Consider the following 20,654-nt stretch of genomic DNA (forward strand, 5'->3'; position numbering starts at 1 on the left):
GTGGCCATGGTCACAAAAATTCTTTTCAAGCGCAACAAGATAGAAGGAGACCTCTCGCGTCAGCCGGCAGGCTCCGTGTAGACACCGGCAATACCCACGGCATCTGCATACTGGCCAATCAACTCAAGCAATTTTGGTGTCAGCTCGGCGCTCAGAGGTTTGCCATCGAGTGCAGCCAATACGCCGACCAATTGAGGCATCGGTTTGGCCGCCCGTACCATAACGATATGGTCCGCACCGAACGGCAGGGCAGCCCTCAAGTTCAACACGTAAGGCTTGGCTGCCTGAACCGTGGTGTCCTTGCCAAGCGGGTCCGCCTTCTTGTTGGGAGCAAGCAGACGAAGCGTGCCGTCTGCCTCCAGCGCGAACACGACCATATTGCCTGCCTGGTCCGATTTAAGACCAACCTTGAATGCATCTCCTTCGGGGATATGCCCGACTGACGGCTGGAGTGTTCCTTCAATTGGCTGGCGCTCACGCGACAAGGCATAAAGATCGGATAGAAAACCCCATTTGGTGACAACATCGGAAAACCGGTCGATGTTGGTCGCATTGCCGCGCAGCACCACGTCGCCAAATTTGGTCAGGACGTCGCCTTCTTCCACATCCCAGAACAGATCCGCGGTCCCATCTTCAACGACCTTCAGGCGGCCCTCCTGTTTGCCGGCCAGCTGCTGCAATACCGGTGTGGCAGCATTGGTGCTCGCAGACAGGGTCAAGACGCCGTTTTCATGTGCGAATATCTGCTCGTTGACACGTGGCAGGACAGCGGCGCGGCTATCACCGCTCATGATCAGGCTGGGCGACTGGCGTCCCTCCGTTGCGACCCGCACGGTTTCCTTGAGAAACAGGCTGAGCTCCTCCATGGATATACCGCCATCGCGATCCAGGTCCGCCCTTCCCTCGACACCGCGCGCAAAGGCCCAGCTCAAGGCACCGCGCGGTTCACCGGCAATCAGAAGCTCGGGGATGACCTGTCCATCGACAGTAGCGCCTACGTAGATGACATTGGGAAGGTCCTGAACGTCGCCTGACGGTTGGGCGTTTCCGGCCAGCATTGGCGGAAGAGGTTGAGAGCGTAATGCGTCGTTCTCGAACGGGGGTAAACCAACCAGCCGCGTCCCCAGCCGTGTGATACGCGGATCCACGGATCGGGTCATCGTGCCCGAGTGGCAGCTGTCTGCCAGAACCAGGACACTGCGTCCACCGGCTGCTCGGAGCATTGCGGCAATGTCATCGTCTCGCAGTCTCTCGCCATTACCCGGTGCTGCAATATCGAAACCGGCCAGGAGGAAGACTTCATCCATGCCGTCTTCTTCCGAACCCTTTACCCACTCGGGCTCCTGGGCCCCGTGCCCAGCATAGGACAAAACAAGAACATCATCAGCATCCGCGCGGGAAATGAGATCCTGCCATGACGACAGGATTGCCTGCCTCGACGCATCGGCATCGTATAGCGTGGTCAGGTCGGTAACACCGGCAGCGGTCAGTGTTTCGGCGATGTCTCGCGCATCATTGACCGCCCCTTTCAAGGGAGAAACGTGCTGATAGGCGTCGACGCCCACAACGAGTGCGCGCCACTGTCCGGCTTCCGCTGCTGAGCCAAAACTCACTGCGATAAGAAACAGGCAGCACATTCTGGCCCAGAAATATCGTCCGGACGCCAGGCCAAATGGAACATTCATCGGTGTTACCTTTTCTGTGCGAGGTTAGCCCCAGCTACCGCCGCCGCCGCCACTTGGGCCGCCGCCACCGCCGCCGCCGCCACCGCCGCCACTTCCGCCGCCGCTGTTGCCGCCGCCTCCACTATTTCCGCCACCGCTATTGCCGCCACCGCTATTGCCGTTGTTGCGGTCTTGAGCGCTAGGATCGTTGATCGGATCATAGGCAGGTCTCGAAGCCCTATTGGTCGTCGGGCTCGTGGTCGCAGGCTGCCTGACACCTTGCGGGGCCGGGTTTTGCTGTGTTTGGCATCCTGCCACCATCAGCGTCAGCAGTCCTGTGACCGGCAATAAGAACAAGAACGATTTCATCTGAATATCTCCCTCAACGATTAAAACAGATCATATCTGGGACGGTTCTGTTCCCACTGATGCTTTACCAGTGCAATCAGGGCCTCATCGCCTTCGGAAGGCGCCCGTCCAGAGGCTTCAAAGAAGTCGGCCAGGGCTTCACGGGTTTTCCGTCCCGGCTGCCCGTCAACCGGTCCTGGATCGAAACCGAGATCGGTCAGGGTCTGTTGCAACACCTTTGCCTTGAGGTTTTTCCGCGCATCGCCGAGAGCGGTCTTTGCCTGCTCGGCAGCCTGCGAAGACGGTTCAACAGCCACAGCCATGGCAAGCATGCGAACACGGTCCTGGCCTGCGGCATCGCCATCTTGCTGGCCGAGCATCCACGCGGTGTTGAATGCGCCCCAGGGATCTCCGCGCTGGGCACTTTCACGGAACCAGCGAGTTGCCTCTTCGGCGTTTTTCTCAACACCCTGGCCATTGTAGTAAAGCAGTCCGATGGCCGTGCCTGCGGCCGGGTGCCCGCCTTCATGTGCTTTCATGAACCAGCCAAGTGCTGCTTCATAGTCCTGCGGCACACCTTTGCCGTCGCGGTACAGCGTACCCATGTTCAGGTAGCCATAAATGTCGTTCCGCGATGCCGAGCGGTTGTAGTAATAAACGGCGCGGTCGATGTTTTCTTCCACGTGCTGGCCATTCAGGTAGAAGCCACCAATGGCATTGAACGAGAACGTGTGGCCTGCCTCCACCGACTGCAGCAGTTTGTCCAGGCCGTCCTTTTCATTCTGGGCCGTGCCTTCGCCCTTGATCTCGGCCATACCAAGCGAATGCAGAGCATAGGCGTCTCCCCGCTCCGCAGCCTTGCGGTACAGGTCGACAGCCTTCTCGCGGTCACGATCGATCCCGGCACCCAGGAAATACATGCGCCCCAGCACCTGGCCGGCACGAACATGTCCCATCTGGTAGGCCTGTTCAAAGTAACCGACAGCCTGTTGCAGATTACCGGCGGCAAATGCTCCACGGCCGCGCTGGAAGACGAACCGGCCGATCTCCGGGTAGGCAGCCATCGCTTCGGCGCAGGCCGTATCCACAGCCGCCGCATCAAGATCGTTGGCGAGCCGTCCTTCCGTAACCGCCTGCAAATCGAAAGGCTGGGTCGCCAGGCGATCGCATTGCGTTACACGGGGTTGAACAATCTGCGTGATGGTTCTGGCGGGCGTTCCTTCGACAGCCGGCAGTTCCAGAGCAAACTTCCGCGCTTCGCTTTCGCTGCCGATCTGCGGACGGACGGTCAACGTCGCGAGAGCAGAAACAGGAAAACGGTCGCCGGCCTGCAGCAATCGGTTGTCGGAAGCAAGCTGCAGGTCCGTATCGACAGAGACGACCTTCAGCCAATCGCTTGTTGCCGGCAGATCCTCGACGGGCGCATCCGGATAGACGTTTACGGGGCCGGTGCCGATATCAGCTTCGACCGCTCCCTTTGAGGCAGCGTTGCCCAGCCATTCCAGGAGTGCTTGAAGCCGCTTCGTGCGGTTTTCTTCCACCTGCTCGTTTTGCACCGGCGCTTCGGCCTGCGCGACCGTAATTGAGGCGATCGCGGATGCAGAACCACCCCATTGATCCTCTACCTCGTAGGAGATCAGTTCCACGTCGCCGGGTTGGGAGCCTTCCGGAAAGAACTCGAGACTGGCAAGCTCCGCCGCATCTATCACGTCCCCTTCGGCAACAGCCCGTCCTCCGGGCAGCTTCAAGGTACCTTTTTCGGGTAGCAAGGTGAGCTTCGCCTTCAGCGTTCCACCTTCCGGCTGAACCGGCTCGGGGATGCTGATCGGAACAGATTCAGCCGATGCAGATACACTGACCCTGTGATGGGCAGTCACGATCGGAGCCGGTTTGGGCGGTACGAAATAGAAGCTGGTGACGAGCGTTGAATCCTCATATGGGATCTGCTGGCCGCCGGTCTTGCGAACCACGTCATCGCGAACCTTGGTCATCAGGTCCTTGATCTCGAGCGCCGGATCAAGAGCATTTTCGACCACAGAAGAGGTGAACGGGCTCATCGGCCCCTTGCCGTCGTAGGCAACCTGACCAGGACGCGTGGCATAGGAGATAAATGTGCCGAGCTTGTTCGGAATCCGGCGCAGCCCTCTGGTCTTTCCGAGCGAATATTCTTCCTCGCCCCAAAACAGGCTTGCGATTTCGAACGGGTTGTCCCGGCAAGCGTCAAGCATGACGATCTGCAGGCTGGAAGCGGCCTTCATGTAGTCCAGCAGATGGGACACCTTGAGGCTTTCGAATTCCAAGTCGTATTGAGAGGACAGTTTGGCGTCGACAGGAAGAATGAAATTGGATTCGCCTACCTGAAGCGCATGACCGGAATAGTAGAACAGCGCCGTGTCGCCGTCATTCAGTTCCCTCAGAAACCGGCGTACGACCTGCTCCAGATCCTTCTTGTTGAGGTCCGTGCCGATCGTCACATCAAAATCGGCCTCCCGAAGGATCCTGGCGATTTCCGTCGTGTCCGTAACGGGATTTTCCAGCGGGGTCACATACTGGTATTCCTGGTTGCCGATGACCAGCGCAACCCTGCGCCCGTCCTCGGTCTGTGCCATCGCCTGGGCGGAAGGCAAAGCAAGAGCGGCCCCCACCGGCAGGCTCAGAAGGCCCATCCTGACAGCTTTCCTCAACCGGCCAACAGGCTTGGTGGAGGTCATAGATTTGCCAACTCGTGTGGCAAGAGGTCGATAATCCCGATTCTGCATAACGTCCTCAGCGCTTAAATCCGCGTGTAACTATCGCGCTAGAGCTGCCGCCTGTCTGTGATGGAACTCACACGGAGGCACTTCCGGCTCCAAAGCGTCCGGCGCCCCCGTCGATCAAATACCCTAAGGGAAAGTGATGCACACTTGTGGGTCCGACGCAAGGGAGACGACATCAGCAACCGTCAGCTGTTCAGGCAAAGCCGGGGGAACGTGGCCTCAGGCAAGTGTTTCTTTTCATTTCGAGTCATCCTACGCTGCTGCAAAAGCCTGCAAATGCTCGGGAGGTCAGATGACAGACGCGTTCAGGATTCGCCAGCTGAAGGAAAGTGAGATTTACGTCCCACTCGAATTGGCGATGGAGGAAGGTTGGAACCCCGGGATCGAAGACGGCCCAGCATTCTTTACAGCTGATCCGAACGGGTATTTTGCTGGCGAAATAGACGGAAAGCTGATCAACGTTATTTCGGCAGTCCGCTACGGCGATACGTTCGGCTTCATTGGGCTCTATATCTGCAAGCGCGAATTCCGGACAATGGGATACGGCCACCGGATCTGGGACCACGCGATGGCATATCTGGGGTCTCGGGTCATCGGTCTGGATGCGGTAAATGAGCAGACTGCGAGTTATGCCCAGCACGGGTTCAAATCAGTCTACCGAAACATCCGGCATGCCGGCATCTCAATGTGCGATACGCCCATGGACCCGCGCCTTGCACCACTTGGTCATGGGCTTTTTCCCGGCATCCGTGATTATGACCGGCGCTTCTTTCCGGCTGAACGCACGCAATTTCTGCAGACCTGGGCCGCCCCCATGCTGGAAACGCGGCGCGGCTTTGCCTTTGTCGAAGATGGTCATGTCAGGGGCTACGGGATTATCCGCCAGTGCCATGAAGGCTACAAGATCGGGCCCCTTTTCGCGGATGAGCCGGAAATTGCCGATACCTTGTTCCGCACACTTGCCGGACAGGTCAAAGGGCAGACCATTATCCTCGACACACCCGAACCCAATGCGGCGGCATTGCTGATGGCGGAAAAATACGAACTGTCACCGGAATTCGAAACCTTCCGCATGTATCGCGGCATGGCACCCGATCTGCCTTTAGACCAGCTCTACGGCATCACAACGTTCGAATTGGGCTGAGGCGGCAAACCGCCCCGCCCTGTTCGTTTCCAATCAATGCTCGACTGACTGGTAGGCAAGAATGGCGCCGGCAAGGTCTTCCAGCGCCGCCCCAACCGACTTGAACATGGTGATGGCTTCTTCACTCTGCCGGCCAGGATGGTCGCCCCGGCAAAGCTCATACAGATCAGCCTTGATTTCGCCCGGCGACAATACCCCGGCCTTGATCGGCTGAACGATATCTCCACCTTCGGAAAGGCACCCGTCGCGGGTGTCCACGAAGATCTCTGCCCGCTTGACAAGATCGTCATCACTCTCGCGCATGCTGGGCTTGAAGGCCCCCACAAGATCCACATGCGTTCCCGGCTTCAACAATGCCCCCTTGATCAAGGGCTCGGAAGAGAGTGTTGCGGCGCTGACGATATCCGCTTCCCCAAGCGCTTCCTTCAAACTTGTTGCTGACTTCAGTTTCACCGGAAACTGGTCGGCAAGCGAGCGCACGACTTCTTCCGTCTTTTCCCTGGACCGCCCCCAGATGGTGACTTCGTCAATGGAACGAACGGCCATATGCGCGGCGATCAGATTGGGAGCAAGGCGCCCGGTGCCGAGTACCAGCAGGTGTCGCGCGTCGGAGCGAGCCAGGTAGCTGGCCGCAAGTGCGGAGGCCGCTGCGGTGCGCCTGGCAGTCAATTCGCCACCGTCGATAAGCGCGAGCATCTCTCCGGTTCGTGCATCCGACAAAAGGTATTGCGCAGAAATTGCGGGAAGATTGCGTTCCGAATTGCCAGGAACCACATTGACCACCTTCACGCCCGCATATCCGCCCGGCACCCAGGCCGGCATCAGCAGCACAGTCGCATCGGGCTCACCGGGTATTTCCATGTCATGATGGTGGCGGGTTGGCATCACGCAGCCAGACCGGAACATCTTTGCCAGAGCGTCTATCAGATCAGGATATGGCAATGCATCGCGGGTCTGGTCTTCGGTCAAAAGCAGCATGTTGAGCCAATCTGTTAAGTGTTAACTTTTATTGATACAAATCATATTCCCCGGAGCAGTCCAAGCATTTGCTCGGACGAAAAACTCCAGGAGAGCGTAATTTTCAGGACAAGTCGAAGATCATCATTACATAGGCGGCGAACAGTGCCAGGTGAACTGCGCCCTGGAGATAGTTCGTCGCCCTGCTACCGAACGTCAACAGGCTTATGAACAGGGTCAGCACGAGCATGATGATGTCAGCAGGTTCCAGGCCAAGCTCAATCTTAAGTCCCGTCACCCAACTTACGAGAAGAACGGCCGGCACGGTCAGACCAATGGTCGCCACCGCAGAGCCAAGGCAGATATTTACAGCGCGCTGAAGCTTGTTATCACGTGCGGCCTGCAGAGCGCTGAGCCCCTCGGGCATCAGCACAAGTGCCGCAACAATGAACCCGCTCAAGGCCAGCGGTGCTCCCAGCCCCTCGATACCGAATTCCACATAGAGCGCGAGTTTCTTCGACAGGAGAATGATCGGAAGAAGTGCCCCGAACAGGCCAATGATGTGAAACGGCATCGACCGGACGACCACACCATGATGCCCGTCGTCATGGCCGTCGTCATCGGGCTGACGAAAGATATCACTGTGCGTTACCGTCTGGATCGCCAGAAACACGCCATACAGCAGCAGGCACATAACGACATCGAACGCCGACTGTAGCGGAGACAGCTCTCCGCCTGGAGCCGAATGGGTGATGCGCGGCAACACGAGTGCAAAGATTGCCAGAGGCACAAGCACCGATAGGAACGCATTCGCGCCTTGCAGATTATAGGTCTGGTTCTTGTGGCGCAGGCCGCCTGCCAGAAGACACAGGCCAACCAGCCCGTTCAGGACAATCATCACGACCGAGAACATCGTGTTGCGTGCCATCGTCGGAATAGCATCGCCCGACAGCATGATCGCAACAATCAACGCAACTTCGATCCCGATGACAGCAAGGGTCAGGATCAAGGTACCGAAGGGTTCGCCAAGCAGGGTTGCCAGGCATTCCGCGTGCCGGACGACCGAAAAGGCGCACCACATAACCGTGACGAATATGACCGCCAGCAGCAACAGCGACGGGACAATCCCGATCGTTTCCGGCTTCAAGGCATCGCCCGCGAAAGTGAAGGCGGCAAAGACCGCAAATCCCGTGAGGCTCGGCAATTCCGATTTGAGGCTGGTCACAAAGAAACCCGATAAAAAATGAAAACAGTCTGGACAGACTATAGGCCGCCGCCGCCGCCTTCAACCAATGCCGGCAGACAAAAAAGGCCGGTGCTTGGCACCGGCCTTCAGCTTCTGAAATGTCCGCAGGGTCAGATCGCCAGATATTCCTGACGCAATTGCGGATTGTCGAGGACATCCTGTGCCGATCCGTCGAACACGACCTCTCCCATGTCCAGAATGACCGCCCTGTCGGCAAGGTGAAGCGCCGCGATTGCGTTCTGTTCAACAATGATGGTCGTGATGCCGAGATCCTTCACGCCTTCGAGGATGCGCTCGATCTCCTGAACGATCACCGGTGCCAGGCCTTCATAGGGCTCGTCCAGCAACAGCAGCTTGATGTCGCGCGCGAGGATACGTGCAACAGCCAGCATCTGCTGTTCGCCGCCGGACATGGTGATGGCGTCCTGCGACCGTCGTTCGGCCAACCTTGGGAAATGCTCGTAGATACGCTCGATCGACCATCCGACCGGCTCGGCAATCTGCGAAAGCTCCAGGTTCTCCTGAACCGTCAGTCCCGGAATGATGCGTCTGTCTTCCGGAACGAGGCCGACGCCCTGGCGGGCTGCCTGAAAGCTCTTCATGGTGTGAAGCGGCTTGTGATCGAGCCACACCTCACCATGTTTCAGCTGCGGATCCTCCATCCGGGCGATTGCCCGCAACGTCGATGTCTTGCCTGCACCATTGCGGCCCAGAAGTGCCAGGATCTCGCCCTCACGAATGTCAAAACTGACACCCTGAACGATATAGCTTTCGCCGTAATAGGCATGCAGGTCCCACGCCGAGAAAAATGCGGGGGCGCCGCCCTGAGATTTGCGCGGCGGGACGCTGGGAGCGGACCGGCCGCTGAACTGATCGTCAAGTAGGGTCACAGATGCGCTCCTCCGAGATAAGCTTCCTGTACGCGCGGGTCGCCCTTGATCTCTTCGGGCTTGCCTTCCGCGATGATCGTTCCCTGAGCGAGAACGGTGACCTTGTCGGCAAGCGAGAACACGACATGCATGTCATGTTCGATGACCACCTTGGTGATTCCGCGTCCGGCAATCCGTTTCAGAAGATCGATCGTGTTGTTGGTATCGGCGCGGGACATGCCCGCGGTCGGTTCATCGAGAAGCAGCAGCTTCGGATCCTGCGAGAGGCACATGGCCAGCTCGAGCCGGCGCTTGTCACCACGTGACAGGGAACCGGAGATAACGTCTTTTTTCTCCGCCAGGCCGACGTCCTCCAGCATGTGAAGTGCCTTGTCCTGGATTTCTGCATCCCTATCGAGCCGCTTGAACGGACGCAATGAGAACTGGCCGTCGCGCTTTGCCATTGTAGGGATGATGACGTTTTCCAGCAGGGTGAGTTCTGCGAAGATTTCAGGGGTCTGGAACACCCGAGAAACGCCGACCTGGTTTATCTCGTAGGGCTTCATGCCTGTGAGCGAGATATCACCGAACTTCACCGTGCCGGTATCCGGGATCAACCGGCCGATCATGCAGTTCAGGAAGGTCGACTTGCCCGCTCCGTTCGGCCCGATGATCGCGTGAACAGTGCCCTGCTCCACCGAGAAGTTGACATTGTTGAGGGCTCTCAGACCGCCGAACGACTTGTTGACGCCCTCTACACGTAGGATTTCCATATTCTTGTTCCTTACTCTGCAGGGGCAGTTGCACGGTTCGGTTCGGACTTGCCGGACGACCGCTTGAACAGCTTACCGATCCGGGACACGCCTTCCATGATGCCACCAGGCAGGAAGATAACGATCAGCATGAAGAGAACACCGAGCGTAAGATGCCAGCCTTCACCGACGAACAGGCCGGCAACGGAGATGACGGGGCCTTCGATAAAGTCCGGAAGGAAGCCGAAAATCTCGTGCAGGGTCTGCTCGTTGAAGGCGGAGAAGATGTTCTCGAAATACTTGATCAGCGCCGCACCGAAGATCGGGCCGAGCAAGGTACCTGCGCCGCCGAGAATGGTCATGAGAACGACCTCTCCAGATGCAGTCCATTGCATGCGCTCAGCACCTGCCAGCGGATCGGTGATGCACATCAAAGCACCTGCCAGACCTGCATACATGCCCGAGATCACGAACGCCGCCAGTGTGTAGGGACGCGGGTTGAGACCGGTGTAGGTCATACGGTTCTGGTTGGTCTTGACGGCGCGCAGCATGATGCCGAAAGGCGACCGGAAGATCCGCTGTGCAACGAAGAAGCCGATCAGAAGGATGACCGCACAGAAGTAGAACCCGCCCCACCCGGTCATTTCAATGCCGAACAGGTTTGCGATCAAGGGTCCATCCGCACCGCCGTTGCCATCGAACAGACGCGGGTCGCTGCGCAGAACACGCAAGCCGGTCTCCCCGTTGGTGATCGGCGTCAGAACAGAATAGGCCAGGTTATAGGACATCTGAGCGAAAGCGAGCGTCAGGATCGAGAAATAGATACCCGACCGGCGCAGCGAAACGTAGCCGATGGCAAGCGCGAAGATACCGGACGCGATGATTGCCATGATCGCGGCAGGGATCGGGTTCATGCCAAGCAGCTTGAACGTCCAGACCGCGGTGTAGGAACCGACCCCCAGAAAGGCGGCGTGTCCGAATGACAGGTATCCAGTCAGACCGAACAGAATGTTGAAACCGGTCGCAAAGAGACCAAAGATTGCAAACTTCTGCAGAAGGTCAGGATAACCGGCACCAATCGGTTCAAGCCAGATCGGCATCGTAAGCACCGCGACGGCAAAGATCGCGAAGAAGATGTAGTCGCGTGCAGGAGAAGTTTTTGTAGACATTTTTTTAGTTCTCCATGACGCCCTTGCGGCCCATCAGCCCGCGCGGACGCACGAGAAGGATGACCACAGCAACGAGATAGATGATGATCTGGTCGATGCCTGGAAGAATGGCCTTGATTTCATTCATCGATGCGAAGGACTGCAGGATGCCGAGCAGGAAACCTGCCGCGACGGCTCCAGGCAGCGACCCCATGCCGCCAACAACCACCACGACGAAGCTGAGCACGAGGAAGTCCATGCCCATGTGATAGTCGGGTGGCAGGATCGGCGTGTACATGACCCCGGCAAGACCAGCGACCACTGCGGCGATCGCGAAAACGATGGTGAAACGGCGCTCGATGTTGATGCCCAGCAGCCCGACCGTATGACGGTCTGCCATCCCGGCCCGAACAACCATGCCGAAGGTGGTGAATTGCAGGAAGGCGAAGACGGCTGCGATGATGGCGCCTGCGAAAGCAAGGTAGACCATGCGCCAGTACGGATAGACGATCACGCCAGGATCCATCCCGAGCGCTGCGCCGATATCGGCTGCGCCGCGCACTGCATCCGGAGCGGTTTGCGGGATCGGGTTTGCGCCGAAGATCGACTTGATGATTTCCTGAAGAACGATAGCGAGGCCGAACGTGACCAAAATCTGATCGGCGTGCGCCCGGTTGTAGAAATGCTTGATCAGGCCACGTTCCATGATGAAGCCGAACAGCAGCATGACGGGGATGGCAAGCAGGATGGAAACCGGTACTGAATAATTGAGAACCCAGTTACCAAAGTCTCCGAAGTAGGCCTCGATATAGGGTGTACGGATCTCGAGAGGCGTTCCCCAGGCCGTCGTCTTGGTCGGGTCCGTCGTCACGATCTCCAGGCTGAGAAGCTTGTTGAACGAAACCGCGCAGAACGCACCAAGCATGAACAAGGCGCCATGCGCGAAGTTGACGACCCCAAGGGTCCCGAAAATCAGGGTCAGCCCCAAGGCGATCAGCGCGTAGGCTCCGCCCTTGTCCAACCCGTTCAGCAGTTGAAGAATAATCACATCCATGGTCTTGCCGCTATTTGCTGCGTCACTTGCGTCCTGATAAGCAGCAGCCGCCGGCGGAGATCCTCCGGCGGCTGCCGACGTTCAAGAGCTTATGCGCCGTTGTTGCACGCGCCGAGTTCGCCACCCAGCAAGTCTGCCGGGTATTCGACCTGCGAACGCGGAGTGACTTCCACCACTTCGAGAAGGTCGAACTGGGAGCTCGGGTTTTCTTTACCCTTCACGACCAGAACGTCCTTGAAGCACTGGTGGTCTTCTGCGCGATAGAGGGTCGGACCGTTGCCCATGCCGTCGAATTCGAAGCCTTCGAGAGCTGCGGCAATTGCGCAAGGATCGAACGTGCCTGCCCGCTGTGCGGCATCTGCATAAAGCAGTGTCTGGACGTAACAGGTGTGCGCAGCCTGGCTCGGCGGGAAGCCGTATTCCTGGCCGAAGGACTTCACGAAAGCCTTGGAGCCTTCGTCCTGCAGCGACCAGTGCCAGTTGGTGGACCCGAAGATGCCCTTAACGTTTTCACCGGCACCCTGTGCCATCAGGCGAGAATACAGCGGAACAACGATCGCGAAGTCCTTGCCGTTGACCTGCTTGTCGCGCAGACCGAACTGAACGGCCTGGGTCAGGGAGTTCACCATGTCCTTGCCGTAGTGGTTCAGGACCAGAACGTCAGCACCGGAGTTCAGAACCGGCGTGATGTACTGCGAGAAGTCACCAGCGCCAAGCGGAGTGCGAACGGCAGCTGTCGTCTCCCAGCCCATGCCTTCGGTGTACTTCTTGATGGATTCTTCCTGAGACCAGCCCCAGGTGTAGTCGGCGGTCAGGTGGTAGGCCTTGCGGTCGGTGCCGTAGTTGTTCTTCAGAACCGGAGCCAGTGCAGCGCCGGACATTTCGGTGTTGAAGAAGTGACGGAAACCGTTCTTGCGCTTGTCCTTGCCGGTGGTGTCGTTGGAGTGGGTCAGACCTGCCATGAAGATGACGCCCGCTTCCTGGCAGAGCGACTGCACGGCGATCGCCACACCGGAGGACGAACCGCCGGTAATCATGATAGCGCCGTCTTTTTCGATCATGCGCTTTGCGGATGCACGGGCCGCGTCGGACTTGGTCTGCGTGTCACCGGTCACGAAGGCGACCTTCTTGCCGTTGACGCCGTTGCCCTTGAGTTCCTTGGACGAGAAGGTGTTCAACAGACCGCCATCGCCTTCACCGTTCAGGTGCTTGACGGCAAGCTGATAGGCACGCAGTTCGTCTGCCCCTTCGTCGGCATATGCGCCGGTCTGCGGAACGTTGAAGCCCAGAACGACTTCAGCGCCTGTCGGTTCGTTGAGATAACCGGCAGACCATGCGCGGCTGGTGAAAATGGTCGGCGTTGCCAGTGCGGCACCGCCCAATGCGCCAGCGCGCAAAATGGAACGACGATTGAGGGGTTTACGAATTAAGCTCATACTTTCCTCCCAGAAAGGCGTCGCGTACCCACCTCGGGCACGCCTGCAATAGCTGTACAGCTGCAAGCAATTCCGGCTTGTTCCCCGTCCGGGATCCCGGCTCCTCCGCACCAAAACTGCAAGCTGCAACGACTGTAAAAAAATCATCTGCAAAACAGCAATACGACTATCGGATCGCTCACCCTCACCAACTCATTATACTTTCGAAGTAATCACGGCTAATCTTCGAATTTCTTCGCGATTTTTATTGCATTGCGTCATTTTGTTTCTTTTTGATTTTCAGCCACTTACTTCTCACCTATACCGCAACGCGAAGTTACCTTGACGTAAGAGTTCAAAAATCCGAAATTTCAAAGCGTTAGACCAAAGTGCAAGATCACGCGGAGCTCAAAGGGCGCCTGCAGCGAAATTGACGGAGTCGGATCCGGGCGGATAAGCTGCGGCCCTCGCCTTCGTCCCCGTACACCTGCCCGGAATCAATTCAATGAGCATCCTCACTTCCCTTGAGGACCTTCACGCACACTACGGCACTGCCGGAGAAGCGTCCTTGATCAAGGAAATCGATTATTTGAGCCCTGCGTATCGCAGGATTGTCGAGGCTTCCAACTTCTGCACACTTGCAACCTGTGGACCAGAAGGGCTCGACTGCTCTCCGCGCGGCGACGACGGCATGGTTGTCAGGATAAAGGATGATCAGACGCTGCTGATGCCCGACCGGCGGGGCAACAACAGGATCGACTCACTGCGCAATATTGTGCGCGACCCGCGTGTCTCGCTCATGTTCATGATTCCCGGCTGGAACAACGTTTTGAGGATCAACGGCAAGGCAGTACTTTCCGTCGAGCAGGACCTTATTGCCAGCTTCGAAAAAGAAGGCCATCTGCCTCGTTCGGTGATCGTGATCACGATCGGCTCGGTCTACTTCCAATGTGCGCGCGCCGTCATGCGTGCCGGCCTCTGGGAAACCAAGAGCAGCATCGGCAAGGGCGACTTGCCGTCACCAGGTGAAATCATGAAGGAAATCAAGGCAAGTTTCGATGGTGAAACCTATGACCGCGAATGGCCGGAGCGTGCCAAGACCTCGATGTGGTAAGCGGCCTCCAATTGATGCCAATGACATCGAAAGACCGATAGAAAGCATCCTGAGGCAAGCGAGTGCCTCTGCCTTCCCTACCCGCCGAACAGACACACAGGTTGCCCTATCGCGTTCTGCGACCTGACCGGCTTCAAGCCGCTATTTAGCCGCAGAGTGCTTGGAACCGATCCCAATCTGCGCCATATGTCGCTGACATCCTTTAAGATACCTTCCGAGGCACAAATGACCGTCAATCCGCTTCTTTCCGACTGGACCACGCCGTTCGACCTGCCTCCCTTCGAGACGATCGCTCCCGAGCATTTCGAGGAAGCATTCGACGCCGCCATGGCAGAAGCCAAGGCCGACACTGACAGGATTGCCGATCAGGAGGTGGCGCCGACTTTTGAAAACACGATTGTTGCCCTGGAGACGTCAGGAAAGACGCTGACAAAGGTTGCAAGGACGTTTTTCAACCTGACCGGTGCCCATACCAATGAGGCCCTGCAAAAGATCGAGCGAGATGTCGCGCCGAAGCTTGCCAAACATTCCTCGGAAATGCTGCTGAATTCCAGGCTTTACGGCCGGATTGCTGCGTTGTGGGATCAAAGGGATTCCCTTGATCTCAATTCCGAGGACGCGCGCGTCCTGGAACGGTATCAGAAAATGTTCCAGCGGGCCGGTGCAGGCCTCGACGATGCCGGCAAGGCGCGGATGGCTGACATTTCGCAAAGACTTGCCACCCTCGGCACCAGCTTTTCCCAGAATGTACTCAAGGATGAGTCGGACTATCAGCTTGTTCTGGAAACCGAGGAAGACCGTGCCGGCCTGCCTGACTTCCTGCTGACGTCGGCTGCGGAAGCTGCAAACGAACGAGGGTTGGACGGTAAGCACGTCATCACGCTTTCCCGTTCCTCGATCGAGCCTTTCCTTCAATTTTCCACGAACCGGCGCTTGCGTGAAGAAGCCTTCAAGGCATGGTCTGCCCGGGGAGAAAACGGCGGCCAGACGGACAACCGGGCAATCATTAGCGAAACCCTTAAACTGCGGGACGAGAAAGCCCGGATGCTCGGTTTCAAGAACTTTGCGGAGTTCAAGCTCGACGACACGATGGCCAAGACGCCCGACAACGTCAGAGGCCTGCTTGTGAAGGTCTGGGAACCGGCGGTCGCTCAGGCGCGGGAAGAAGAAGCCAAGCTGGCGGACATGGCGCGCAATGCCGGCGAGAACCATTCTATCGAGGCATGGGACTGGCGCTTTTATTCCGAAAAGGTCCGCAAGGCCGAACACGATCTGGATGAAACGGAGCTGAAGCCTTACCTGCAGCTCGAAAACATCATCCAGGCTGCCTTTGACACGGCAACACGTCTCTTCGGGCTTACTTTCAAAGAACTCAAGGACATGCCGGTCTACCATCCGGATGTCCGGGTGTTTGAAGTTCTCGGCAAGGATGGCAATCACGTCGGTCTCTTTCTGGGAGACTATTTCGCACGGTCGTCAAAAAGATCCGGTGCCTGGATGAGTGCTTTCCGGTCGCAGCACAGGCTGGAAGGCGACGTAACGCCAATCATCGTCAATGTGATGAATTTCTCCAAGGGTGCCAGGGGTGAGGCCACGCTGCTGACGTTCGATGATGCCCGGACCCTGTTCCACGAGTTTGGCCATGGCCTGCACGGCCTTCTTTCGAATGTGACCTACCCCATGATCTCGGGCACAAGCGTCTCGCGTGACTTCGTCGAGTTGCCCTCTCAGCTGTATGAGCACTGGTTGTCGCAACCCGAAGTGCTTTCAAAATACGCCGTTCACTACAAGACCGGCGAACCGATGCCCGAGGCACTTCTCGACAAGCTGCTTGCCGCCGCCAATTTCAATCAGGGATTTGCGACGGTCGAGTATACGGCTTCCGCACTGATCGATCTCGAACTCCATCAATTGGAAGATCCGTCAGAACTAGATGTTGCAGCCTTCGAAAAGGAAGAACTCGGCAAGATCGGCATGCCGCAGGCCATCACCATGCGTCACCGTATCCCGCATTTCCAGCATATCTTTTCGGGCGACGGCTACGCGGCCGGGTATTACAGCTACATGTGGTCGGAAGTGATGGATGCGGATGCGTTTGAGGCATTTGAAGAGAAGGGCAACGTTTTTGACCCGGAAACGGCTGGAAAACTGTTGACCTACATCTACTCAGCCGGTGGCCGGCAGGACCCGGAAGCCGCGTATCTCTCATTCCGGGGGCGTGCACCAAGGATCGATGCACTTCTCGAAAAGCGCGGCTTTGCTGCCTGATCCGACCTCTTCTCAAGGCCTGCCGGCTTGCGTCGGCGGGTCAAACGTTTCCAGGACAACCGGATGACCCACATGCAGCCTCAGGCGACCCCGACCGCTCCTCTTCTCAGAACGGGCATGGCCATGGCCGGTGTCTCAGGTGCAGCCGGCGTCGTAAGTCTGGCATTGTCCGCGCACGCCAGCGCGTCAAGCCTGATCGAAACCGCTGCACAAATGCTTCTGTTTCACGCGCCTGTGTTCCTGGGCATCGGCCTTCTCGCCCAATTGCGGAGAGTGCCGCTCCTTCCCGTCGTTTTGATATTCCTTGCCGCAGGACTGTCCCTGTTCTGTGGTGACCTGTTGATGCGGGCCTTTCTGGAAAGGCGCCTGTTTCCGATGTCGGCGCCAATCGGAGGCATGACGGTGATCCTCGGATGGCTGATGCTCGCGCTCTGTGCTTTACGTGTTCAGCCCAAGTGACTAAAAGCCATCTGACAGGTTATTCCGGTAAAACCAGAACCAATTCGGATTATTTTTAGTGACTGTTTCCGCACAAATTTCAGGCGACACCCAAAAGGCCGAACCGACAGCCACCAAGGCCGAAGACTTCGTGCCGCCCTACCCGTTCCGTTATGAAAAGATGCCGCCGGTCTGGAGCCTGATCGGCATGGCCAAGCGCAATTTTCTATCCATTTGGGGCGTTGATGATTTTCAAAGCCGCCTCAGAAGCAAAAAGATCTTCACTCGGGAACTGGTGATCTGCAATCGACCAGACGTGGTTCGTGAAGCGTTTCAGACCAATCACGAGGTCTTGCAGCGCAAGAGCCCGCAAATGCGTCATGCCTTGCAGCCTCTGCTCGGCGACGGTCTTTTTATCAGTGATACCGAAACCTGGGCGAAACGACGCAAGGTGGTAGCACCGATCATCCACGGCTCGCGGGTCAAAGGATTCGCGCCGATCATGATCGAAACCATTGAGGAACAGCGAGCCGACTGGGCATCGCAGGGCGAAGGCGCTGAGGTCGATGCGCTCGCCGATATGGCACACCTGACAGCAGAGATCATTTGCCGGACCATTTTTGGGCGCCAGCTGGGCAAGGATCATGCTGCCGAAGTCGTTCAGGGTTTTTCGGATTATCAGCGCCATATCGACCAGGTCGACATCCTCTCCCTCTTCGGACTGCCCGAATGGCTGCCACGTTTTCGTGGCCGTGCGATCAAGAAACCTGTCGAGCGCATCATGACGGTGCTCGACAAGATCATCGCCAACTACGAAGCGCAGAAGGAAAAAGGCGAAGCATCCGTCATTGGCGGTTTGCTGGAAGCGCGAGACGAGAACGGCGAACCATTGAGCCGTGAGGCAATCATCAGCGAAGCTGCCGTGATTTTCATGGCCGGCCATGAAACAACCGCCAACACACTGGCCTGGGCCTGGTTCCTGCTGTCCCAATGCGACGAGAGCAGGGCTAAATTGCAGGCCGAACTCGACACGGTCCTTGCCGGCCGGTCACCGACATTCCAGGACGTTCCCAACCTGCCCTACACCAAGGCTGTCATTGAGGAAACCTTGCGGCTGTATCCGCCGGTCCCGATCCTTGCGCGAGAGGCAATGGCGGACACAAGCATCGGCGGCAAGTCAGTGCCAAAAGGTTCGCTGGTCATGGTGGTGCCGTGGCTTATGCATCGCAATCCGGTGCTGTGGTCGAAACCGGACGTTTTTGATCCCGGCCGTTTTCTCAATCCGAAATCGAAGAAACCCAATAAATACGGGTATGTCCCGTTCAGCATCGGCCCGCGCATTTGCGCTGGACTGCAATTCGGCATGACGGAAGCAATTCTCAGCCTGGCCATTCTCGCCCAGGATTTCGAGCTGAAGCTGAAAGACGGCACGGACGTCCAGCCGGTAGCGCGGTTGACCTTGCGTCCTGGTGAAAACCTGCCAATGACGCTGCATCCGCGCCATACATGACCAAACAGACGCGGCTGGAAGATATTCCCTTCGCTGAAACTCTTGCAGAAGAGCCCGCCGCTCCTCGTCTGCGGGACCTCTTTTCTCAGCAGGAGGCAGAGAGAGAGACAGCTAGGCTTTACTGGTTCGTTCATGTCAAAGACGGTGTGCTGAACATCCTTTTTCATCATTCGCTGAAACTGTGCCCACCGGCATTCGCATCGGCTTTCGGCAATCTGCTCGTGCCCGTAATGCGCTGGTCATATCGAGACAAACTGTTTCCGCAGCGCATCAGCCGTAATTTTGAAACGCTGACCGTGAACCGCTGGAGCACCGACACGGGCCAGAAAGCGGGACTGAATCGATGGTGGCACAACATCGGCCGGACGATGTCCGAGTTCTGCATCGTCAACAAGTTATGGAAAAGTGCTCGTATTGAAGTTGAAGGACTGGAACATCTGAAAGCGGCGCAGGCCAAAGGCGCACCAGTGATCTTCACATCCATGCATCTTGGCACCTGGGAAGCACTTTTCGTGGCGATTCACGAGGGTCTTGCCGGACCGAGCATCGGTCCATTTCAACCGGAACCAAACCGGTTCAAGAACCGCATTGTTCATGCCATCCGCAAGGAGCGAAACCAGTATCTTTTCCCACCGGGGCAAAGAAGCGCGTATCGGCTGCACCGGTTGATGAACAACGGGCAGTATTCCATGACCATTTTCGTGGACGAGGTTCGCGACAAGCAGGTCCATCTGCCCAGTTTCGGTCGACCATTGCCGAAAAAAGGAAATGCGATCGTCGCAGTGAAGATCGCCAATTCCTGCGGCGGCACAATTATCCCGACATATCTTGTGCGACTGGGACCGGCCCGTTTCAGGATGGTCCTTCTTCCGCCGCTGGAAAGACCTGAAGAAACCACCGGCTATGATTTACGGGAAACAGTTAGGGCCATGAACGATGTGTTCGAGCCGATCGTGCTCGAACACATCGAAGAATGGTACATGTTGGGCGAATTGAGATTGCCCAGAAAATTCGCCCAAAGCGCCTACGCGAAGGCCTTGAGCGAAAAGAACCAAGCCCGAAAGTGGTAGATTATCCCTTCAGTCGCTCGGCATGCCAGGCAACGTGGTCGCGCGCGAACGTTGACACGAAATAATAGGAATGGTCGTAGCCTGCCTGCAAGCGGTAGGTGTGAGCCGTCTTCGTTTCGGTCAATGCATCGATGAGCGCAGCGGGTTTGAGCAGTTCGTAGAATTGGTCGCCTGCACCCTGATCAATCAGAACATCACCGGCCCAGCCCTTTTCCTTGACCAGAACCGTCGCGTCATGCGCTGTCCAGAGTGTCTCATCAGCTCCGAGATAGGCCCCAAGCTGTTTGCGGCCCCAGTCGGAATCCGTGGGGTTTGCGATCGGCGCAAAGGCTGACAACGACTGGTAGTGCCCGGGATATTTCATTGCCAGCGTCAACGCACCGTGCCCGCCCATGGAATGCCCGGTGATGCCGTGATGCACGGAAACTGGGAAGTTCTCGGTCACCAGATCGCGCAATTCGCTGGCAATGTAGGTCTCCATCTGGAAATGCGGCGCCCATGGAATCTCTGTCGCGTTGACATAGAAGCCCGCCCCTTGCCCCAGATCATAAGCCTCATCGTTGGCAATGCCCTCGCCGCGCGGGCTGGTGTCCGGAAAGACGACGGCAATACCAAACTCTGCTGCATGGGCCTGCAGCCCGGCTTTGGTCATGGCGTTTTCATGGGTACAGGTCAGACCCGACAAATACCAAAGACATGGCACGGGGCCGTCCTTGGCCTGCGGCGGAATGTAGACCGCAAAAGTCATTTCACAACCACAGGCTTCCGACATGTGGCTATAGACACCTTGGGTGCCGCCAAAGGACTTGTTTTCGGAAAGGGTTTTCATTGTCAGTCAATTCCAATCTCTGAATAGCCGCCTATCCAAAAGGACTTCTCCGGCCTTGCCTTGCCAGACCGG

Annotated in this window: 17 protein-coding genes; 6 read left to right on the forward strand and 11 right to left on the reverse strand. The window is 57.4% G+C overall.

Going from position 1 to position 20,654, the window contains the following annotated elements:
* Positions 1 to 59: 59 nt before the first annotated feature.
* From FIV05_RS21710 to FIV05_RS21720, 3 genes are read right to left on the reverse strand one after another with little or no spacing between them, the layout of a single operon-like run.
* Positions 60 to 1,685, reverse strand: coding sequence for a caspase family protein (locus FIV05_RS21710; protein WP_152510942.1), 1,626 nt, complete (start codon positions 1,683 to 1,685; stop codon positions 60 to 62).
* Between the two features lie 24 nt (positions 1,686 to 1,709).
* The gene (locus FIV05_RS31655) at positions 1,710 to 2,033 is read right to left on the reverse strand and encodes a hypothetical protein (RefSeq protein WP_173013906.1); all 324 of its coding nucleotides are present in this window, start codon (positions 2,031 to 2,033) and stop codon (positions 1,710 to 1,712) included.
* Positions 2,034 to 2,053: 20 nt separating this feature from the next.
* On the reverse strand, positions 2,054 to 4,678 hold the full coding sequence (locus tag FIV05_RS21720) for a caspase family protein (protein WP_173013907.1): 2,625 nt from the start codon (positions 4,676 to 4,678) through the stop codon (positions 2,054 to 2,056).
* 382 nt (positions 4,679 to 5,060) lie between these two features.
* Here FIV05_RS21720 and FIV05_RS21725 point away from each other — a divergent pair, with 382 nt between their 5' ends.
* Positions 5,061 to 5,912, forward strand: coding sequence for a GNAT family N-acetyltransferase (locus FIV05_RS21725; RefSeq protein WP_152510944.1), 852 nt, complete (start codon positions 5,061 to 5,063; stop codon positions 5,910 to 5,912).
* Between the two features lie 33 nt (positions 5,913 to 5,945).
* Here FIV05_RS21725 and FIV05_RS21730 read toward each other — a convergent pair whose 3' ends face one another.
* From FIV05_RS21730 to FIV05_RS21760, 7 genes are all read right to left on the reverse strand, one after another.
* Positions 5,946 to 6,890, reverse strand: coding sequence for an ornithine cyclodeaminase family protein (locus FIV05_RS21730; RefSeq protein ID WP_055653978.1), 945 nt, complete (start codon positions 6,888 to 6,890; stop codon positions 5,946 to 5,948).
* A gap of 103 nt (positions 6,891 to 6,993) precedes the next feature.
* The gene (locus FIV05_RS21735; RefSeq protein WP_286202218.1) at positions 6,994 to 8,094 is read right to left on the reverse strand and encodes a calcium:proton antiporter; all 1,101 of its coding nucleotides are present in this window, start codon (positions 8,092 to 8,094) and stop codon (positions 6,994 to 6,996) included.
* A 131-nt stretch (positions 8,095 to 8,225) separates the two neighbouring features.
* Positions 8,226 to 9,005 (reverse strand): ABC transporter ATP-binding protein, encoded by a 780-nt coding sequence (locus tag FIV05_RS21740; RefSeq protein WP_152510945.1) that lies wholly within the window; start codon positions 9,003 to 9,005, stop codon positions 8,226 to 8,228.
* Positions 9,002 to 9,757, reverse strand: coding sequence for an ABC transporter ATP-binding protein (locus FIV05_RS21745; RefSeq protein WP_022999385.1), 756 nt, complete (start codon positions 9,755 to 9,757; stop codon positions 9,002 to 9,004). The genes FIV05_RS21740 and FIV05_RS21745 overlap by 4 nt, the downstream gene beginning before the upstream one ends.
* Positions 9,758 to 9,768: 11 nt before the next feature.
* Complete coding sequence (locus FIV05_RS21750) at positions 9,769 to 10,836, reverse strand: branched-chain amino acid ABC transporter permease (protein ID WP_228932952.1); 1,068 nt, start codon at positions 10,834 to 10,836, stop codon at positions 9,769 to 9,771.
* A gap of 73 nt (positions 10,837 to 10,909) precedes the next feature.
* Positions 10,910 to 11,938: a branched-chain amino acid ABC transporter permease gene (locus FIV05_RS21755; protein ID WP_152510947.1), complete on the reverse strand. Its 1,029-nt coding sequence runs from the start codon at positions 11,936 to 11,938 to the stop codon at positions 10,910 to 10,912.
* A gap of 89 nt (positions 11,939 to 12,027) precedes the next feature.
* Positions 12,028 to 13,374: a substrate-binding protein gene (locus FIV05_RS21760; protein ID WP_152510948.1), complete on the reverse strand. Its 1,347-nt coding sequence runs from the start codon at positions 13,372 to 13,374 to the stop codon at positions 12,028 to 12,030.
* A 484-nt stretch (positions 13,375 to 13,858) separates the two neighbouring features.
* Here FIV05_RS21760 and FIV05_RS21765 point away from each other — a divergent pair, with 484 nt between their 5' ends.
* From FIV05_RS21765 to FIV05_RS21785, 5 genes are all read left to right on the forward strand, one after another.
* Positions 13,859 to 14,467 (forward strand): pyridoxamine 5'-phosphate oxidase family protein, encoded by a 609-nt coding sequence (locus tag FIV05_RS21765; RefSeq protein WP_152510949.1) that lies wholly within the window; start codon positions 13,859 to 13,861, stop codon positions 14,465 to 14,467.
* A 225-nt stretch (positions 14,468 to 14,692) separates the two neighbouring features.
* Positions 14,693 to 16,735 carry a M3 family metallopeptidase gene (locus FIV05_RS21770; protein WP_173013908.1) on the forward strand — a complete coding sequence of 681 codons (2,043 nt, stop codon included), beginning with the start codon at positions 14,693 to 14,695 and terminating at the stop codon, positions 16,733 to 16,735.
* A 63-nt stretch (positions 16,736 to 16,798) separates the two neighbouring features.
* Positions 16,799 to 17,194 (forward strand): DUF423 domain-containing protein, encoded by a 396-nt coding sequence (locus tag FIV05_RS21775; RefSeq protein ID WP_353622179.1) that lies wholly within the window; start codon positions 16,799 to 16,801, stop codon positions 17,192 to 17,194.
* 58 nt (positions 17,195 to 17,252) lie between these two features.
* Positions 17,253 to 18,683 carry a cytochrome P450 gene (locus FIV05_RS21780; protein WP_152510950.1) on the forward strand — a complete coding sequence of 477 codons (1,431 nt, stop codon included), beginning with the start codon at positions 17,253 to 17,255 and terminating at the stop codon, positions 18,681 to 18,683.
* A complete protein-coding gene (locus FIV05_RS21785) occupies positions 18,680 to 19,753 on the forward strand; it encodes a lysophospholipid acyltransferase family protein (RefSeq protein WP_152510951.1) in 1,074 nt (357 codons plus the stop codon). The genes FIV05_RS21780 and FIV05_RS21785 overlap by 4 nt, the downstream gene beginning before the upstream one ends.
* A 1-nt stretch (position 19,754) precedes the next feature.
* Here the strand turns inward: FIV05_RS21785 and fghA are convergent, their stop codons facing one another.
* A complete protein-coding gene (gene fghA / locus FIV05_RS21790) occupies positions 19,755 to 20,582 on the reverse strand; it encodes an S-formylglutathione hydrolase (protein ID WP_152510952.1) in 828 nt (275 codons plus the stop codon).
* Positions 20,583 to 20,654: the final 72 nt, after the last annotated feature.

Source organism: Labrenzia sp. THAF191a (genome assembly GCF_009363335.1).
Taxonomy (GTDB): Bacteria; Pseudomonadota; Alphaproteobacteria; order Rhizobiales; family Stappiaceae; genus Roseibium; species Roseibium algicola.

Coding starts and splice junctions, on each gene's coding strand:
- FIV05_RS21710 (WP_152510942.1), bottom strand. CDS start 1,685: ATGAATGTTCCATTTGGCCTGGCGTCCGGACGATATTTCTGGGCCAGA.
- FIV05_RS31655 (WP_173013906.1), bottom strand. CDS start 2,033: ATGAAATCGTTCTTGTTCTTATTGCCGGTCACAGGACTGCTGACGCTG.
- FIV05_RS21720 (WP_173013907.1), bottom strand. CDS start 4,678: ATGGGCCTTCTGAGCCTGCCGGTGGGGGCCGCTCTTGCTTTGCCTTCC.
- FIV05_RS21725 (WP_152510944.1), top strand. CDS start 5,061: ATGACAGACGCGTTCAGGATTCGCCAGCTGAAGGAAAGTGAGATTTAC.
- FIV05_RS21730 (WP_055653978.1), bottom strand. CDS start 6,890: ATGCTGCTTTTGACCGAAGACCAGACCCGCGATGCATTGCCATATCCT.
- FIV05_RS21745 (WP_022999385.1), bottom strand. CDS start 9,757: ATGGAAATCCTACGTGTAGAGGGCGTCAACAAGTCGTTCGGCGGTCTG.
- FIV05_RS21750 (WP_228932952.1), bottom strand. CDS start 10,836: ATGCCGATCTGGCTTGAACCGATTGGTGCCGGTTATCCTGACCTTCTG.
- FIV05_RS21755 (WP_152510947.1), bottom strand. CDS start 11,938: ATGGATGTGATTATTCTTCAACTGCTGAACGGGTTGGACAAGGGCGGA.
- FIV05_RS21760 (WP_152510948.1), bottom strand. CDS start 13,374: ATGAGCTTAATTCGTAAACCCCTCAATCGTCGTTCCATTTTGCGCGCT.
- FIV05_RS21765 (WP_152510949.1), top strand. CDS start 13,859: ATGAGCATCCTCACTTCCCTTGAGGACCTTCACGCACACTACGGCACT.
- FIV05_RS21770 (WP_173013908.1), top strand. CDS start 14,693: ATGACCGTCAATCCGCTTCTTTCCGACTGGACCACGCCGTTCGACCTG.
- FIV05_RS21775 (WP_353622179.1), top strand. CDS start 16,799: ATGACCCACATGCAGCCTCAGGCGACCCCGACCGCTCCTCTTCTCAGA.
- FIV05_RS21785 (WP_152510951.1), top strand. CDS start 18,680: ATGACCAAACAGACGCGGCTGGAAGATATTCCCTTCGCTGAAACTCTT.
- fghA (WP_152510952.1), bottom strand. CDS start 20,582: ATGAAAACCCTTTCCGAAAACAAGTCCTTTGGCGGCACCCAAGGTGTC.